We start from the raw sequence: 17,087 nt of genomic DNA, 5'->3' as shown, positions 1-17,087 counted from the left end.
CGTCCCACAACCTACCGAGCGGTACTTCGCTAGCGGGCCGCCCGGAAGTGCGCTCGCTCGTCTGCGGTCAGGTGTTCGCACGCGTAGCTCAGTGCCGTGCGTCCCATGTCTGCTGCATTCTTCGCGAGGAAACCGGTCAACAAATCCCGGTCCACCCGCTTGCCCACCTCGCGGAGCATCCAGCCCATCGCTTTCTGGGTCAGGTCTCGTCGATCACCCAGCACCCGCGCGGCAAGCTCGAGCGTGGTCGACCCGTCGCCGCGAGTGATGAATCCGTACGTCGTCAGCAGCGCCACCCGTCGTCGCCACAGGTCACCCGAATCGGAAAGCTCGAAGATCAGCCGGCGATCTCGGTCGTACAGCCAGCCGCCGAGGATCTGTCCGGCGGACGAATCCACCAGATCCCAATTGTTCACCCGCCCGTCCTCGACAGCGCTGAGATAGAAGTCGGCGATGCGGGAGCGACTCTCGTCGTCGAAAAATTTTGGGCGACTGACCTTTTCGAATCGAGCAACAAGGATCAACAGACCGGCCAAGCGATGCTCGTGGACGTCGCTGTCGAGAAGGAGGCGTACCTGAGGCAACTCGAGACCGACATGCTTCTTCACCACCGAACGCGTCTTCGGTACTCGCACGCCGATGAAGACGTCACCCTCGCCGTACTCCCCCGGCGCTGTCTTGAAGAACTTCTGTAGCTGGACGGCATCCGCGGGATCCGCGAGGTCGGCCAACTGTTCGATCACGTCCTGGGCACTCGATTGCGTCACCCCAGAACCTTCTCACGGGTCGTCTGTGCGGACTCTTCGATTCTCTCAGCGTCCTCACACCGTGTGCCCTGCTCGGCCACAGGTCGGCAGACGACACTCGAGGACAGTCAGTGAAAGGACCACCCATGATCACCGCCGCTATCGCATTCACCACTCTCACCCTCATGGCACTCTCGGGACATATCGCGGCCAGCGCTCCGCGCGGGCTCGTGGCAATCCGGACGAATAGTCACAAATCTTGATATTCGAGCCTCCACATCGCCTCTAACTGCAACGCGAATGCAATTGGCGGAGAGTTGATCTCGATCTGCCGCGGGCGTGTACTACAGGTGGACACACTCTCGTCTTTGGAGGTCTCGTCATGAAGTCGTGGAATCGAATGCAAGATGCCGTCGCGGTGGTTCTCGGCGTCTTTGCGGCTCTCTCGCCGATGTGGCTCGACACCACCGATCGGGCAATGTGGTCACTCGTCGTCCTGGGTGTCCTGGTTGCACTGTCGGGTCTGGCGCACATGGCACGTCCGGACATGGCCATGGCGGATTACGCGATGGGCGTTTTCGGCGTCTTGATGTTCATTTCACCCTGGGTCATGAGCTTCGACGCTCTACGCGGTGCGTCGTGGACGGCCTGGGTGGTCGGGGTCCTGACCGTTGTGGTCGCGGTGAGTGCGATGCCGGTGATGAGTGCGCGGATGCATCACGGGGGTCACGGCGGCGTAGCCGCCCATTGACGGAGCGGAGTAGCCGCCCATTGACAGAGCGGAGTAGCTGCCCATTGATGAATGGCTGGCTGCAGGCTGGATCAGGCTTTGATCGCGCCCAACAACCGCCCGGCGTCGAAGGCTTCGGCGCTGGGCGGTAGCGCGCCCGGACGTCCACTCACGAAAACCTCGACGGTTCCCGATCCTTCACCCGCGTCACCGAGCCCGTCGATCCGCCGCAGGGTCTGTCGTGCAACGGCTTCGGCACTGTCGAAGAGTGTGACACCGGCGGGTAGCCGCGCTGCGATTTCGTCCGCGAGCAGTGGGTAGTGCGTGCAGCCGAGGACAACGCCGTTGACGTCGTCCGGCGTCCGGGCCACTGCGGATTCGATGGCTGCAAGTGCGGCTGCACGATCACCGAGGTCTATCGAATCGGCCAAGCCGTGGCACGGCACCCCGACGACTTTGGCGCCGTTGCCGAACTGTTCGATCAGATCGGCTTGGTACCGGCTGGCAGTCGTCGCGGCGGTAGCCCAGATCGCCACTGAATCGCACGCGGCGGCCGCGGGCTTGATCGCGGGCACCGTTCCGATGACCGGCACACCCGGTCCGACCAGTTCGCGGACGTGTGGGAGAGCGGTGACGCTCGCGGTATTGCATGGAAGAACGATGACCTGAGCCCCACGATCGAGGCTCCGCCGCACCGCACCGAGTACCCGGTCGACGACCCACGGCTCGGGCTTGGGCCCCCAGGGGGCGCCGTCCGGATCGAGGGACAGCACAAGATCGAGATCCGGGCGCAGGCGTCTGAGCCACGCAGAGGTAGGGAGCAGGCCCAGTCCCGAGTCGATGAGTGCAACGATCACCGCACAAATCTATCGCCTCGGAACCGGTCCTGCCTCATCCGTTCAGGCCGGTGTGGACTCCAACACGTCCGAGATGGGCGTGCCGGCTGCGATCTTCGCGCGCATCTTCATCACAGCTCCCGCGCTACCGCCGCCGACGACAGCTGCCAGCACACCGTCGCGCTCGTAGTAGGCGACGAACTTTCGGCCGTCGTCCTTCACGATGTGAACGGTGTCCGTGGGTGCGACGGTCCCCAATGCCTGGATCTTGACGTCGTACTGATCGCTCCAGAAGTACGGAACCTGCGCCGGCGCATCCGGATCACCCGTTCCGGTGATCGCTCCCGCCAGGATCTTGGCCTGGTCCCCAGCATTGGTCCAGTGTTCGACACGCTTGCGTCGATCTCCGATCTGCCAGGACGCGACGTCGCCGACCGCCCAGACGTGTTCGGTGCTGGTGCGGCCGACGCCATCGCAGAGCACTCCGTTGTCGAGTTCGATCCCCGAACCGTCGAGCCATTCCGTGACCGGCACCGAACCGACTCCGATCGCGACCACGTCGACCGGGATTTCCGAACCGTCACTCAAGGTCGCAGCGGCAACCGCTCCGTCGCCGGACAACGAGGTCAAGCCCGTACCGACTCGGACGTCGATGCCCTCGTTCCGATGCAGACGTTCGACGAGGGCGCCGACCGTGGGGCCGAGCACCGACGCCAGCGGCGTCGGCTGGGGTTCGAGCAACACGACGTCGACGCCGTGAGACTTCATGCTCGCGGCCAGTTCGCAGCCGATGAAGCCGGCCCCGACGATCAGTGCACGCTTACCGGGAGCAAGGTCGGCGCGGAGGGCCAACGCTTCCTCGATGGAGCGCAGAACGTGCACTCCGGACAACTCCGGAAGGCCGGAGATGCGACGCGGAGTCAGTCCGGTCGCGATGACCAACTCGTCGTAGTCCAGGGTGGATCCGTCGGCGAACGCCACCGACTTGGCGACCGTGTCCACCGAGGTTGCCGGCGAACCGAGCTTGAGATCGACCTTGTTCTCGACGTAGAACTCGGCCGGACGCAAGGTCGTCTCGTCCTTGTCGCCGCGGATCACTTCCTTCGACAACGGAGGCCTGTCGTAGGGCAGATGCGTTTCTCCACCCGCGAGCGTCAATTCACCTTCGAAACCCGCTCGTCGCAGTTCCTCGACGGTCCGCAGTCCCGACAAACCCGCACCCACGATCACTATCCGTGCCACCACGTACCACCCTGTCCGACCCACGTCACTTGCAGCGCTCACTATGAACGCCGTCACTATTTGCCTCCGACTCTGCCATACCAAATGCCGGAGTAGGTGTGGTGCATCCCGCATGGTCACCTACCAGTCACTACAGTTGGAGGTACTTCAGACGCACGCACTGACACATGAGCAGGGAGCCCCCATGACCAGCGATTCCAGTGAAAAGAACAGCGTCCGATTCGGCGCCGACGGTGGCGCGGAACTAGTCAGCACCCAGGGTAAGACGATCATCGCCGACGCCGTGGTCGCCAAGATCGCCGGTATCGCGACCCGCGAGATCAACGGCGTGTACGACGTCGGCGGGGGCACAGCGCGTGCGGTGGGGGCACTTCGCGACCGCATACCGGGCGCCCGCGTCAACCATGCCCAGGGCGTGGCGGTGGAGGTAGGCGAGAAACAAGCCGCCATCGACATCGGCATTGTCGCCGAGTACGGCGTCGCACTCCACGAACTGGCGGTAGGTATCCGCCGCAACGTCATTGCCGCAGTGGAAAGCATGACGGGTCTCGAGGTCACCGAGGTCAACATCACCGTCTTCGACGTCATGCTCTTCGAGGATGCAGAGAGCGGCGGCAGTACCGATCCGGAAGCCAAGCCGAGGGTTCAGTGAGTACCGCCGACGCCGGCCGCGAGATCGACGCGGCCGAGGTAGTCGCCGACGCGGTTCTTGCCATCCCGGAAGTGGCAGATCTGCACGGAGGACAGTTCGGCGAAGTCGGAACCTACCTCCCCGGACGCCGCATCACCGGCGTCGTCGTCGACGAAAACTCCTGTGCTGTACACATTTCCGTTCACTATCCGGCCGACGTTCGCAGCGTCGCCGAGCGCGTACGAGCGGTGGTGGCGAGATTGGTCGACGTACCGGTGAACGTGACCGTCGGCGACCTGTCGACAGCGGGATATCTACCCGTTGATGCCGAAAACGCAGTCACCGAGCCTGCCACCGTCACAGACATTGCACCGAACATTCGAGAAGGGAACTGACATGAACAGCACCACCGTCGGACTGCTGGTCGGTCTGCTCCTCGCACTCGCCGGAATCATGGGTGGGTTCAGCGGTTTCGTCTTCGCAGTCCTGCTCGGCGCCGCCGGTATGGCGATCGGAGCACACCGCGACGGACATCTCGACCTCGGCGCGATCCTCCGAAGCCGTGGCCGTGGCTGAGCCGTCCGATCCCAGCGCAGCGGACGATCCTGGCCTACGCGGCTCCTTGGTCATCAAGGACCGTGCGATGGCCAAGATCGCCACGGCCGCAGCGGTGAACGTCCCGGGGGTGGTCCGCCAGTCCGGTGGCTTGACCCGCCTGACCGGACGCGATCTTCCGCGAGCCGACATCTCGATGGGTAGCGACGCCGTCGCGATCAATCTCTTCCTCGCCGTGTCCTGGCCGTGTTCGGTCACCGAGTTGACCGGCCGGGTGCGAACGGAAGTCGGTCGCAGCGTCGAATCGCTGACCGGGCTTCCACTCCACGACATGAACGTGATGATCGCGGCAACCGAGGGTTCTGACGACTCCTGTGTTTCCGGCGTCGAGATCGCGGAGGGCCCGGCACAGCAGGCACTCTCGGATCCGATTCCGCCGCGGGTCCCCTCTGCGAACCCGGCGGCCGCGGTTTCGGCCGTCGTCATCGCGTGTGGTCTACTCGCACTCGCCTTCGTCGTCTCGCGCGAATGGTTCATCAACCGTGGAACTTTCGAATCGGCACCCTGGATCCGAAACTCCGTGGAGTGGACGTCTCGTCTGCACTGGCAACCGTGGCTACTTCCGGTGGCAATCGCTGCCGTTGTCGCGGGTGTTGTCCTGATAATGTCGGCGATCAAACGCCGTGCGAAAACCCATGTCCCACTCGGGAACCCGAGCGCATCGACGGTGTGGATGCGGCCGACTGACATTGCACGTCTGTGCAGTAGCCACGCAGCGGTCGTTCCCGGCGTCGGCTCGGCTCACACCAGCGTCGACCGTAAACACGTCAAGGTCCACATCGAATCGACCGGTGGCGATCGAGCTGAACTTGCCGCAGCCGTCGACGCGGCGGTTCGGCCCCACCTCGCGATACTGCAGCGGCCACTGCAACTTTCGGTTGTCGTGCGAGAAACTGTAGTACGACGAAAGGACGCCTCGTGAACCGTTGGATCTCCGCGGTCGATCGGATCATCGTCCTCATCGTCGGAATCGCACTCCTCGCGGCGGGCGCATACGCCATCGCGTGGGACGCGGGCGCGTCGCTGATTCGAACCTGGGTGTCACGCCTCGATCGGGAGGTCCTCTTCGGCCTTCCGGAGGAGCCGTGGTGGCACTGGGTACTGTCGGGCACCTTCGTCCTCTGTGTCTTCGCCGGTTTCGGGCTGTTGTACCTGAACCTTCGCCGGCGCCGCACAAGCGCAGTCACATTGCGGCACAACGAATCCGGTACCGACGTCAGCGTGGATCTCGGACCCGTCGCAGACGGCGTAGCGGCCGAGCTCGCTCAGCTGACCGGCGTGCGGAGCACCAAGAGCAAAGCGACGGTCGATCGCGGACTGCCGACGCTGTCGATTGTCGTCACTGCAGATCCGTCGATCGACGTCGCCGGATTCACCGCTTCGGCCGAACGTATCGCCGGCGCAACCAGGCGCAGCCTGGACGGCTCGACCGTCGCAGTACAGGTTCTGCTGCACCTCGACCGGGTGGAAGCCAACAAGTAAGTAAGAACCACGCAGGCACCCGATCACCGAACACTCGATCACAGGCCAACCGATGGAAGACACAGAAAAGGCGCTCACTCCCCGAAGGGAATGAGCGCCTTTTTCAGTGCTGTGAATCAGCTAGCGAGACAAGAGTCTCACTTGATGATCTTGGCAACCTTGCCGGCGCCGACCGTACGGCCGCCTTCGCGAATTGCGAAGCGCAGGCCCTCGTCCATGGCGACAGGCTGGATCAGCTTGACGGACATCTCGGTGTTGTCACCGGGCATGACCATCTCGGTGCCCTCAGGCAGCGTCACGACGCCCGTAACGTCCGTGGTACGGAAGTAGAACTGCGGGCGGTAGTTGTTGAAGAACGGGGTGTGGCGGCCGCCCTCGTCCTTCGACAGGATGTATGCCTGGCCCTCGAACTCCGTGTGGGGAGTCGTGGTGCCCGGCTTGACGACAACCTGTCCACGCTCGACATCTTCGCGCTTGATGCCACGAACGAGCAGTCCGACGTTGTCGCCGGCCTGGCCCGAGTCGAGCAGCTTGCGGAACATCTCGATACCCGTGACCGTGGTCTTGGTCGAGGTTTCCTTGATGCCGACGATCTCGACCTCTTCGTTGACGTTGACAACGCCACGCTCGATACGACCGGTGACAACGGTGCCACGGCCGGTGATCGTGAAGACGTCCTCGACGGGCATGAGGAAGGGCTTCTCGGTCTCACGAATCGGGTCCGGGATGGACTCGTCGACAGCAGCCATCAGGTCGAGGATGGACTGCGTCCACTTCGGGTCACCCTCGAGTGCCTTGAGTGCCGAGATCGGAATGACGGGGGCTTCCTCGTCGAATTCCTGAGCGGCCAGCAGTTCGCGGACCTCCATCTCGACGAGCTCGAGGATCTCGTCGTCGTCAACCATGTCGGCCTTGTTCAGGGCGACGAGGATGTAAGGAACGCCAACCTGGCGAGCGAGCAGGACATGCTCGCGCGTCTGGGGCATCGGGCCGTCGGTAGCTGCGACGACGAGGATAGCGCCGTCCATCTGAGCTGCGCCGGTGATCATGTTCTTGATGTAGTCGGCGTGACCCGGTGCATCGACGTGCGCGTAGTGGCGCTTTTCCGTCTGGTACTCAACATGCGAGATGTTGATCGTGATGCCACGAGCCTTTTCCTCGGGAGCCTTGTCGATCTGATCGAAGGCCGAAGCCTCGTTCAGGTCGGGGAATGCATCCGCGAGAACCTTGGTGATGGCCGCCGTCGTCGTGGTCTTGCCGTGGTCGACGTGACCAATGGTGCCGATGTTCACGTGCGGCTTCGTCCGCTCGAACTTCGCCTTCGCCACTTTGTGTCCTCCTGGACTGTTGTTGCTTGCCGTATGCAGCAGTGCGGTTGGTTGTTACTAGGTCGTGCTTCGTGCCGGAAGAAACCGAGGTTACTTGCCGGCGCGGGCTGGGGAGCTCGCTGTGCTTACTCGCCCGTCGCCTTGGCGATGATTTCCTTCGAGACGTTCGCGGGAACCTCTGCGTAGGAATCGAACACCATGGAGAAGTTCGCTCGGCCCTGGGTCTTCGACCGCAGGTCACCGATGTAACCGAACATCTCCGAGAGCGGAACCAGCGCCTTCACGACACGGGCACCACTGCGTTCCTCCATGGCCTGGATCTGGCCACGGCGGGAGTTGAGGTCGCCGATCACGTCGCCCATGTACTCCTCGGGCGTTGTGACCTCGACAGCCATGAGCGGCTCGAGAATGACGGGGCCGGCCTTGCGGGCGGCTTCCTTCAGTGCCTGCGAACCGGCAACCTTGAACGCCATTTCCGAGGAGTCGACGTCGTGGTAAGCACCATCGAGCAGCGACAGCTTCAGGTTCACGAGCGGGTAGCCGGCGAGAACACCGTACTGCATCGCGTCCTGCGCACCGGCATCCACGGAGGGGATGTACTCGCGCGGGATACGTCCGCCGGAGACCTTGTTCTCGAACTCGTAGGTAGCACCGTCTTCGCCCACGAAAGGCTCAAGAGCGATGATGACCTTTGCGAACTGGCCCGAGCCACCCGTCTGCTTCTTGTGGGTGTAGTCGTGCTTCTCGACCTTCTTGGTGATGGTCTCGCGGTACGCAACCTGCGGCTTACCGACGTTCGCCTCGACCTTGAACTCGCGACGCATGCGGTCGACGAGGATGTCGAGGTGGAGCTCGCCCATACCGCCGATGACGGTCTGACCGGTCTCTTCGTCGAGCTCGACCGAGAAGGTCGGGTCCTCTTCGGCGAGCTTCTGGATCGCGACGCCCAGCTTTTCCTGGTCGGACTTGGTCTTGGGCTCGATGGAGACCTGGATGACCGGCGCGGGGAACGACATCGACTCGAGGACGATGGGGCTCGCCTGATCGCACAAGGTGTCACCGGTGGTGGTGTCCTTGAGGCCGATCATTGCGTAGATGTGGCCGGCTACGGCCTCGTCTACCGGGTTCTCCTTGTTGGCGTGCATCTGGAAGAGCTTTCCGATGCGCTCCTTCTTGCCCTTGGTTGCGTTGAGCACCTGAGCACCCGGATCGATACGACCCGAGTACACGCGGACGAAGGTCAGCTTGCCGAAGAACGGGTGAGCAGCGATCTTGAAGGCGAGAGCCGAGAACGGCTCGTCCTTGCTCGGCTTGCGAGTGATCTCTACTTCTTCGTCACCGAGCTTGTGGCCGATGACCTCGCCGATGTCCAGCGGGTTCGGAAGGTAGTCGATGACAGCGTCGAGCATGGGCTGAACGCCCTTGTTCTTGAACGCGGAGCCACAGAGAACCGGGTACAGCTCGGAGGCGACCGTCATCTTGCGGATGGCGCCCTTGATCTCCTCGATGGTGAGCTCTTCGCCGCCGAAGTACTTCTCCATGAGAGCTTCGTCGGACTCTGCAACCGTCTCGAGCAGCTTCTCGCGGTACTCGGCAGCCTTCTCGACGAGATCCGCGGGGATCTCCTCGATGGTCGGAGCGGTTCCCGTCGGGACCACGCCGCGCCAGGTGATGGCCTTCATCTCGACCAGGTCGACGACGCCGTCGAAGTCGTCCTCAGCGCCGATGGGCAGCTGGAGAACGAGCGGCTTCGCGCCCAAGCGGTCGATGATGGTCTGGACTGTGAAGTAGAAGTCCGCGCCCATCTTGTCCATCTTGTTGACGAAGCAGATGCGCGGAACGTCGTACTTGGCAGCCTGACGCCAAACCTGCTCGGACTGCGGCTCGACACCCTCTTTACCGTCGAAGACAGCAACTGCGCCGTCGAGCACGCGCAGCGACCGCTCCACCTCGACCGTGAAGTCGACGTGGCCGGGGGTGTCGATGATGTTGATCTGGTTGTTGTTCCAGAAGCAAGTCACGGCGGCAGACGTGATCGTGATGCCGCGTTCCTTCTCCTGCTCCATCCAGTCCGTCGTCGACGCACCGTCGTGCGTCTCACCGATCTTGTAATTGACACCGGTGTAGAACAGGATGCGCTCGGTGGTGGTGGTCTTGCCGGCATCGATGTGCGCCATGATGCCGATGTTGCGGACCTTGTTCAGGTCAGTCAGCACTTCCTGTGCCACAGGTTTCTTCCCCGCTCGTTGCTTGGTTTTCGGGTGTCGGCCTTATCGGTGTGTTCCACCGTCAGGGCCATGGTCTTTCAATTATGTCTCTGCCGAGGCGAACCTGGCCACCTGCGTCCGGAATCCGTCGCGATGATCAGGCCGCCAACGGCGACAAGCGTCGGAGCCCCACCCGATGGCAGTTGCTCCGACGCTTTACATCACCAGCGGTAGTGGGCGAATGCCTTGTTGGCTTCGGCCATCTTGTGAGTGTCTTCGCGACGCTTCACAGCTGCACCGAGGCCATTGCTGGCATCGAGGAGCTCGTTGGCGAGACGCTCGACCATGGTCTTCTCACGACGTGCACGCGAGAAGGTGACCAGCCAGCGCAGTGCCAGCGTGGTGGAACGACCGGGGCGAACCTCGACCGGCACCTGGTAGGTAGCGCCACCGACGCGGCGGCTACGAACCTCGAGTGCAGGCTTGACGTTGTCCAGGGCGCGCTTGAGGGTGACGACCGGATCGGTGCCGGTCTTCTCGCGTGCCTGCTCGAGAGCCTGGTACACGATTCGCTCTGCGGTGGACTTCTTGCCGTCCAGCAGGATCTTGTTGACGAGCTGCGTCACCAACGGGGAACCGTAAACCGGGTCGTTGATGAGCGGGCGCTTCGGAGCGGGGCCCTTACGTGGCATTAGCTCTTCTCCTTCTTGGCGCCGTAGCGGCTGCGTGCCTGCTTGCGACCCTTGACACCCTGGGTGTCGAGGGAGCCGCGGATGATCTTGTAACGGACACCCGGGAGGTCCTTCACACGACCGCCACGGACGAGCACCATGGAGTGCTCCTGAAGGTTGTGACCTTCACCGGGGATGTACGCGGTGACCTCGACCGAAGTCGTGAGGCGAACACGTGCGACCTTACGGAGCGCGGAGTTCGGCTTCTTGGGGGTGGTGGTGTACACGCGAGTGCACACGCCACGACGCTGCGGGCTGCCCTTGAGGGCTGCCGTCTTGACCTTGGCGGTCTTGTCGCGGCGACCCTTGCGGACCAGCTGGTTGATGGTTGGCATTTACCGGCTTTCTTGTGACGAACAGACTGCTCGAGCGAACTCGGGCCGTTCGAAAACGTGGCTGTTCTGAAATTAGGGATCTAGCAGTTGGAGCAAGAGAGCTGCTGCTCCTCACCCACCTCAGAGTCTGTACTCAGCACTTTCATGCCGCGCACTGCCCCCGAGGTCGGGCGTGTCGCATACCCCCACACAGGCAGCCGGATGCTCGTTCATCAGCAGTTTCTGCTCGAACGCGCGCACGGCAATACCTAGCTAGGCACACAGATCGGCCCGGGCATGCCGGACACGACCCATAACGATACCTGTCGGCGCGCCACGAGGTCAAAGTGAGGCCACGGTGATAGTGACCTCACGCTCTGACCAGACACTCTGGCTGCACACTCAGACCACGCAGCCGGACCGGTCGCGATCAGATGCTGCGGTTCAACGTCAACGCGCCGAGCTTTGCCGCAGCCTCGCACGGATCCGCGCCGCCTTGCGGCTCGGTGACCCACCAACCGAACACTCCCCCGGCCGGTGCGCTCGCGCTCACCCCGCAGCTCTGCGGATCGGCCGGCTGGCGAACCTGGTACCCGCCACTGCCGTTGATGTCGATTTTCGCCACCACGTATCCCAGGTGCTCGAATGCAGCGCGCTCGTGATCGAGGGTGCCCGTCTCGAACCAGTTGAAGGTGATCTTGATCGGACCCGCGGTCCCGATGCCGTCCCAACGGCAGATAGCGCCGAAGAACCCACGCCCGACGGCGTCGGCACCCACGGCACCGGCGATCTGCTCGTCGGTGACGGCTTCGCATTCTTGGAGGACGTTCGCGAATTCCTGGCTGTCACTACCGCCGTAGCTGCCCTCCGCACGGGGAGTCCCGGTGACCACCGAGCCGCAGCCTGTCAGCAGAACCAGCGACCCCGCCAAGGCGAGTCCGATCCTTATGCGCTTCACGGCGCCCTCGAACTTCACTGTGCCCTCGAAACTGTTTTTTCCATCAGATCCCGCGCCACCGTGCATGGATCCGCGGTCGGTGGCAGCAAACCGTAGGTGATCGACCAGTGCACGAAGTCTCCGCCGAACGCGATACCCAACTCGCACAACGAACCTGCCGTGGACGCGATGAAGCCCTGGTGTCCACCGATCGTGATGTCGTCGGCAGGACGTCCGAGCAGGTCGGACCCGGCCCGTTCGCGGCCGATCGGGCTACCCCGGTACCAGGAGAAACTGACGCTCGGACCGTTCGAACCGGCGACTTCCCACTGGCAACCGACGCCGTTGCGCGTCGTCGTCGCAAAAGTGCCGAGATTGAAGGCGTTGACAACTTCCTCGTCGGTCACCGAGCCGCATTCGGCGAACATCGGGCCCGGATCCGTAGGTGCGAGTGCCTGCGAACCCGCACCGTCGCCCGGCTGATCGACGGACCCGTCGCCGGAGCTGCAGCCGACCACGGCCGAGAGCACGGCAGCCGAGACCAATACCGAAGTCCCGATCGAAGTGAGAGTGCGTGCGGCCATGGAGCCGACTGTACTTCTCGGTGGCCCCCGACACACGCCACGTGCGCGTCGAGAGCACCGGCGCCGGCCCCGCCGCTACCGATTCAGGGAGTTGCCACCGGTACCCGAACAAGTGTGGAATCCAATTGCGCCGCCCACTGTTTGACCACCTCGGTGCGTCGGCGCGAGTCGTCTGTCAAGACATCAGCCAGCCCCAGCCCGCGGGCCAGGTCCAGGGTCGCCTGTACCAAGCGGTGCGTCACCGGGTCGGAGTCGTCGACACCCAGACTCTCGACGGCCATGCGGTGCGCGATGCGCCCGAATCGTTCCTCGAGGGGCAGTACGCGGGCACGCAGGTCGGGGTCGGAGGCAGCGGCCGTCCACACCTGCAGTGCTGCTTTGAACAGAGTCCCGGTGTAGTACTCCACCAACCGCGAAATGATCGCCTCGGTTCGTCCGGCACCCACCGGAAGGTCGGTCGATTCCTTTCGTGCCTGATCCATCCGGGCGTCGAACATCACCTCGAGCGCCGCGGTGATGAGGTCCTCGCGGGTCGGGAAGTGATGCTGCATGGCGCCTCTGGACACCCCGGCACGCTGCGCGACGACGCTCATCGTCGTTGCGCTCCACCCGAGTTCGGCGAGACACTCCACAGTCACTTCGAGCAGGTGGGAGCGCGTGACTCGACTTCGGTCCTGCTTGGGCTCTCGAGTCATCGCGCCGCCATCCCTTCTACTTCTGTGTTCCAGCGCTTCTGTGTCCCAGCTGCGCAGTTTCTACTGCGCCCAGGCCGCTGGACGCTTCTGCAAGAAAGACATCATGCCCTCACGAGCCTCGTCAGAGGAAAACAGCCGAGCCGACTGCGCGATCATCTCCTCGCCGTCCCGGTCGAATCCAGCCAGGACCGAACGCGTCGTGATCCACTTCGATTCGGCAAGTCCCTGCGGTGAACATTGGCGCAAGGTGCCGAGCAGTTCGGTGATCGACTCCTCCGTGTCCTGCGACGCGGAGGTGACGAGTCCGATGGATTCGGCCTCGTGCTGGCCGAACTTCTCGCCGGTGAGCAGATAGCGGCTCGCAGATCGCTGGTCGAGCCTCGGTAGGACCGTGAGCGAAATGATGGACGCTGCCAAACCCAACCGTGATTCCGTCACCGCGAAGGTGCTCGCCGGTCCGGCGACGACGATGTCGCACGCCCCGACAAGACCCATGCCTCCGGCCCGGACGTGACCGTCGATCCGCCCGATCACCGGCTTGGGAAGCTCGAGAATGCTGCGCAAGAGTGTCAGCATCCCCCGTCCTCGCTCCTTGACGGCGTCCTCCGGTGATGCGGACGAACCGGAGGCCTCACTGAGATCGGCTCCCGCACAGAATGTTCCACCGGTGTGGGTGAGTACCACCGCTCGAACTGCCGGATCGGCGGCAGCCGACGTCAACCCAGCCTGCAACTCCGTGACCAACCGCGTCGAAATCGCGTTGCGGTTGTGGGGTGAGTCGAGAGTGATCGTGGCAGCACCGCCCGATACTTCGTACCGTACGTATGGCTTGTCCTGATCCGTCATGAGTCGCCTCTTCCTAGTAGGACCGTGGCAGACCGAGGGAATGCTGTGAGACGAAGTTGAGGATCATCTCGCGGCTCACCGGCGCGACACGGGCGATACGAGCCGCACCGAGCATGGCGGCCAGTCCGTATTCCTTCGTCAGTCCTGCGCCGCCATGCGTCTGGATCGCCTGATCGAGCGCCTTGATGCTGGCTTCGGCGGCGGCGTACTTGGCCATGTTCGCGGCTTCGGCAGCACCGAAATCGTCACCGCTGTCGTAGAGCACCGCGGCCTTCTGCATCATCAGCTTGGCGAGCTCGAGTTCGATCTTCACCTGCGCGAGTGGATGCGAAATGCCTTGGTGCGCACCGATCGGCGTCTTCCACACCGTGCGCTCGTTGGCGAACTTCACTGCGGCGTTCAGGGCGTAACGGCCCATGCCGATGGCCATCGACGCACCCAGGATGCGCTCGGGGTTGAGGCCGGCGAACAACTGCATCAGGGCGGCATCGGCTTCGCCGACCAGAGCGTCGGCCGGCAGACGGACGTCGTCGAGGAAGAGGATGAACTGGTGGTCCGGTTCGATGATGTCCATCTCCATCTGCGTCTTCACGAATCCGGGAGAATCCGTGGGGACGATGAACAGAGCGGGCTTGAGCTTGCCCGTCTTGGAGTCCTCGGTCCGCGCAACGACGAGGACCGCGTCAGCCTGATCGACACCCGAGATGTAGATCTTGTTGCCGCTCAGGATCCAGTCGTCGCCATCCCTGCGTGCCGTCGTGGTGATCTGATGAGAGTTGGAACCAGCGTCGGCCTCGGTGATTCCGAACGCCATGATCTTGGAGCCGTCGGCGAGGCTGGGTAGCCACTGCTGCTTCTGCTCCGCCGTGCCGTACTTGCCGATGATGGTGCCGCAGATGGCCGGGGATACGACAACCAGGAGCAGACCGGCACCCTGCGCCGCCAATTCCTCCTGCACCAGCGCGAGTTCGTAGATGCCTGCACCGCCGCCGCCGTATTCCTCCGGCAGGTTGACGCCCAGGAATCCGAGTTTGCCCGCCTCGTTCCACAATTCGGTGAGCGGCTCCCCCTTTCGCGCCTTGGGCAGCACGTAGTCGACGTAGTTGAAGCGCTCACCCAGTTTGGAAACGGATGCCCGCAGTTCCTTCTGCTCTTCGGTTTCGATGAAACTCATCATGCTTCCTCTTCTGTAGCGGGTTCTTCCACACGTGCGAGTACCGATCCGACCTCGACCTGCTGGCCGACGGCGACCGGAAGTTCCACCAGGACACCGGCAGTCGGCGCGGTGACGGTGTGTTCCATCTTCATGGCCTCCAGCCACAGAATCGGCTGGCCGGCGGTGACGGTGTCACCGAGTGCGGCACCGAGGCGGATGACCGATCCCGGCATCGGAGCGAGCAACGAACCGGCGGCGACTTCTGCCGACGGATCCACGAAGCGCGGTGCTGCCGTCAACGCGACGGGTCCGAGCGAGGAGTCGACAAAAATCTCACTCCCGTAGGCCGCAACGTCGAACGAGCGCTGTACTCCGCTCTGCTCGAGCACTACCCGGGTCGCAGTTGCCGATACCAGGCGCACGTCGTCGAAGCCTTCTGCACTCAGCACGCCGCTTCGGCTCAGGGAGTAGCGGACGTCGTAGTCGCCCGACGCAGTGGAATAGCTCTTGCTCTGCGGCTGCGACGGGAGGTTGCGCCACCCGCTGGGCAAGCGGCCGATGACGCGGGCCGACGCCCGGTTGTGCGCGGCATCGGCAAGTGCCGCCGCCAGCGCCGAGAGTCTTTCGGCGTCGGTATCGGCCAAGGGCGTAGACAGCTTCTCGAGGTCGTGAGTCTCGAAGAAGGCAGTGTCGGTGTCTCCGGCAATGAAGGCGGGGTGGGCCAGGACGTTGACGAGCAGGTCGCGGTTGGTGCGCAGCCCGTGAATCCTGGTGCGCGCCAGCGTCGATGCGAGCAGCCGGGCAGCTGCGGTCCGCGTCGGCGCGTACGAGATGACCTTGGCCAACATCGGGTCGTAGTGGACGCCGACAACACTGCCGTCGACGACGCCGGAGTCGAGGCGAACGCCCTGCTCACGCAGAACACTGAATTCTTGCGGGTCACCGGGCAACTCGATGTGGTGGACGGTTCCGCTCTGCGGCTGCCAGTTCTTGGCGGGGTCCTCGGCGTACAGGCGCACTTCGATCGAATGCCCACGGATCTCCGGCTGATCGTCCGGAAGTGCTTCACCTGAAGCGACCTGCAATTGCAGTTCCACCAGATCGAGTCCAGTGGTGCACTCGGTGACCGGATGCTCCACCTGCAAACGCGTGTTCATTTCCAGGAAGAAGAAGTCGCCTTTTTCGTCAGCCAGGAATTCAACGGTTCCTGCCCCCTCGTAACCGATGGCGTTGGCTGCGAGCCGCGAGGCGTCGAACAGCTTGTCGCGCATGGCGGGGATGCGTTGCACGAGCGGCGACGGGGCCTCTTCGACCACCTTCTGATGCCGACGCTGGATCGAGCACTCGCGCTCCCCCACCGCCCACACCGCACCGTGGCGGTCGGCCATGACCTGAACCTCGATGTGCCGACCGGTCTCGAGGTAACGCTCACAGAAGACTGTCGGGTCGCCGAAAGCGGACTGCGCCTCACGCCGCGCCGCTTCCAGTTCGCCGTCCAGCGCCGACAATTCACGAACGACACGCATTCCGCGTCCGCCGCCGCCCGCCGACGCCTTGATCAGCACCGGCAGATGAGCCTCGGTCACCGCGGCGGGATCGAGTTCGGAGAGCACCGGCACTCCGGCGGCGTCCATGATCTTCTTGGACTCGACCTTCGACCCCATGAGCTCGATGGATTCGACGGGCGGGCCGATCCACGTCAGTCCCGCGTCGATGACGCTGCGCGCGAACTCCGCGTTCTCGGAGAGGAATCCGTATCCGGGGTGAATCGCGTCGGCGCCCGAAGCCTTGGCGGCGGCGATGACGAGCTCACCCCGCAAGTAGGTCTCGGCAGGCGTGTTACCCGGTAGGCGAACCGAAGCATCGGCTTCGGCGACGTGCGGGCTGTCGGCATCTGCGTCGGAAAATACCGCGACCGTGCCGATTCCGTTCTTGCGGCAGGTTGCAAAGACACGGCGGGCGATTTCGCCACGATTGGCGACCAGTACTGAAGTGATTGTCACGGCG

The 17,087-nt window shown here is 63.6% G+C and carries 19 protein-coding genes; 6 read left to right on the top strand and 13 right to left on the bottom strand.

The features are described 5' to 3' along the window. Positions 1-29: 29 nt before the first annotated feature. Entirely contained in the window at positions 30-767 is a 738-nt protein-coding gene (locus BH682_RS08835) for a DNA alkylation repair protein (protein WP_007728380.1), read from the bottom strand. 361 nt (positions 768-1,128) lie between these two features. Between BH682_RS08835 and BH682_RS08830 the strand changes: the two genes are divergently transcribed. Next, on the top strand, positions 1,129-1,497 hold the full coding sequence (locus BH682_RS08830) for an SPW repeat domain-containing protein (RefSeq protein WP_003941901.1): 369 nt from the start codon (positions 1,129-1,131) through the stop codon (positions 1,495-1,497). A gap of 71 nt (positions 1,498-1,568) precedes the next feature. Here BH682_RS08830 and BH682_RS08825 read toward each other — a convergent pair whose 3' ends face one another. Next, positions 1,569-2,333, bottom strand: coding sequence for a glutamate racemase (locus BH682_RS08825; protein ID WP_003941981.1), 765 nt, complete (start codon positions 2,331-2,333; stop codon positions 1,569-1,571). A 42-nt stretch (positions 2,334-2,375) separates the two neighbouring features. After that, positions 2,376-3,611, bottom strand: a complete 1,236-nt coding sequence (locus BH682_RS08820; RefSeq protein WP_232354234.1) for an NAD(P)/FAD-dependent oxidoreductase — start codon at positions 3,609-3,611, stop codon at positions 2,376-2,378. A 127-nt stretch (positions 3,612-3,738) separates the two neighbouring features. Between BH682_RS08820 and BH682_RS08815 the strand changes: the two genes are divergently transcribed. The 5 genes from BH682_RS08815 to BH682_RS08795 are packed head-to-tail and all read left to right on the top strand — an operon-like array spanning position 3,739 to position 6,282. Further along, on the top strand, positions 3,739-4,206 hold the full coding sequence (locus BH682_RS08815; protein ID WP_003941912.1) for an Asp23/Gls24 family envelope stress response protein: 468 nt from the start codon (positions 3,739-3,741) through the stop codon (positions 4,204-4,206). After that, positions 4,203-4,580: a hypothetical protein gene (locus tag BH682_RS08810; RefSeq protein WP_042453130.1), complete on the top strand. Its 378-nt coding sequence runs from the start codon at positions 4,203-4,205 to the stop codon at positions 4,578-4,580. The genes BH682_RS08815 and BH682_RS08810 overlap by 4 nt, the downstream gene beginning before the upstream one ends. Before the next feature lies 1 nt (position 4,581). Continuing rightward, positions 4,582-4,761, top strand: a complete 180-nt coding sequence (locus BH682_RS08805) for a hypothetical protein (RefSeq protein WP_003942043.1) — start codon at positions 4,582-4,584, stop codon at positions 4,759-4,761. Next, complete coding sequence (locus BH682_RS08800) at positions 4,748-5,722, top strand: Asp23/Gls24 family envelope stress response protein (RefSeq protein ID WP_007728390.1); 975 nt, start codon at positions 4,748-4,750, stop codon at positions 5,720-5,722. Before BH682_RS08805 ends, BH682_RS08800 begins: the two co-directional genes overlap by 14 nt. Beyond that, entirely contained in the window at positions 5,719-6,282 is a 564-nt protein-coding gene (locus tag BH682_RS08795) for a hypothetical protein (protein WP_003942084.1), read from the top strand. Before BH682_RS08800 ends, BH682_RS08795 begins: the two co-directional genes overlap by 4 nt. 137 nt (positions 6,283-6,419) lie before the next feature. Here BH682_RS08795 and tuf read toward each other — a convergent pair whose 3' ends face one another. The 10 genes from tuf to BH682_RS08745 form a co-directional block, all read right to left on the bottom strand. Beyond that, complete coding sequence (tuf, locus tag BH682_RS08790; RefSeq protein ID WP_003941926.1) at positions 6,420-7,610, bottom strand: elongation factor Tu; 1,191 nt, start codon at positions 7,608-7,610, stop codon at positions 6,420-6,422. Between the two features lie 125 nt (positions 7,611-7,735). Further along, positions 7,736-9,838: an elongation factor G gene (fusA, locus tag BH682_RS08785; RefSeq protein ID WP_007728394.1), complete on the bottom strand. Its 2,103-nt coding sequence runs from the start codon at positions 9,836-9,838 to the stop codon at positions 7,736-7,738. A gap of 200 nt (positions 9,839-10,038) precedes the next feature. Continuing rightward, positions 10,039-10,509, bottom strand: a complete 471-nt coding sequence (gene rpsG / locus BH682_RS08780; protein WP_003941856.1) for a 30S ribosomal protein S7 — start codon at positions 10,507-10,509, stop codon at positions 10,039-10,041. Next, positions 10,509-10,883, bottom strand: coding sequence for a 30S ribosomal protein S12 (gene rpsL / locus BH682_RS08775; protein WP_003941908.1), 375 nt, complete (start codon positions 10,881-10,883; stop codon positions 10,509-10,511). The genes rpsG and rpsL overlap by 1 nt, the downstream gene beginning before the upstream one ends. A 409-nt stretch (positions 10,884-11,292) precedes the next feature. Then, on the bottom strand, positions 11,293-11,838 hold the full coding sequence (locus tag BH682_RS08770) for a DUF3558 domain-containing protein (protein WP_064074181.1): 546 nt from the start codon (positions 11,836-11,838) through the stop codon (positions 11,293-11,295). Continuing rightward, a complete protein-coding gene (locus tag BH682_RS08765; protein ID WP_047268916.1) occupies positions 11,835-12,383 on the bottom strand; it encodes a DUF3558 domain-containing protein in 549 nt (182 codons plus the stop codon). The genes BH682_RS08770 and BH682_RS08765 overlap by 4 nt, the downstream gene beginning before the upstream one ends. An 83-nt stretch (positions 12,384-12,466) precedes the next feature. Next, positions 12,467-13,078, bottom strand: a complete 612-nt coding sequence (locus tag BH682_RS08760; RefSeq protein WP_003942008.1) for a TetR/AcrR family transcriptional regulator — start codon at positions 13,076-13,078, stop codon at positions 12,467-12,469. Between the two features lie 60 nt (positions 13,079-13,138). Continuing rightward, positions 13,139-13,924 carry an enoyl-CoA hydratase family protein gene (locus tag BH682_RS08755; RefSeq protein WP_007728400.1) on the bottom strand — a complete coding sequence of 262 codons (786 nt, stop codon included), beginning with the start codon at positions 13,922-13,924 and terminating at the stop codon, positions 13,139-13,141. Positions 13,925-13,937: 13 nt separating this feature from the next. Next, positions 13,938-15,098, bottom strand: a complete 1,161-nt coding sequence (locus BH682_RS08750; RefSeq protein WP_003942033.1) for an acyl-CoA dehydrogenase family protein — start codon at positions 15,096-15,098, stop codon at positions 13,938-13,940. Then, a complete protein-coding gene (locus BH682_RS08745) occupies positions 15,098-17,083 on the bottom strand; it encodes an acetyl/propionyl/methylcrotonyl-CoA carboxylase subunit alpha (protein ID WP_050656406.1) in 1,986 nt (661 codons plus the stop codon). The genes BH682_RS08750 and BH682_RS08745 overlap by 1 nt, the downstream gene beginning before the upstream one ends. Positions 17,084-17,087 lie beyond the last annotated feature (4 nt).

Origin of the sequence: Rhodococcus sp. YL-1, from assembly GCF_001942025.1 — a bacterium.
In the GTDB taxonomy this organism is placed as follows: Bacteria; Actinomycetota; Actinomycetes; order Mycobacteriales; family Mycobacteriaceae; genus Rhodococcus_F; species Rhodococcus_F qingshengii.
Note: the sequence above shows the minus strand (reverse complement) of the source record. Positions and strands in the feature narration are given on the sequence as shown.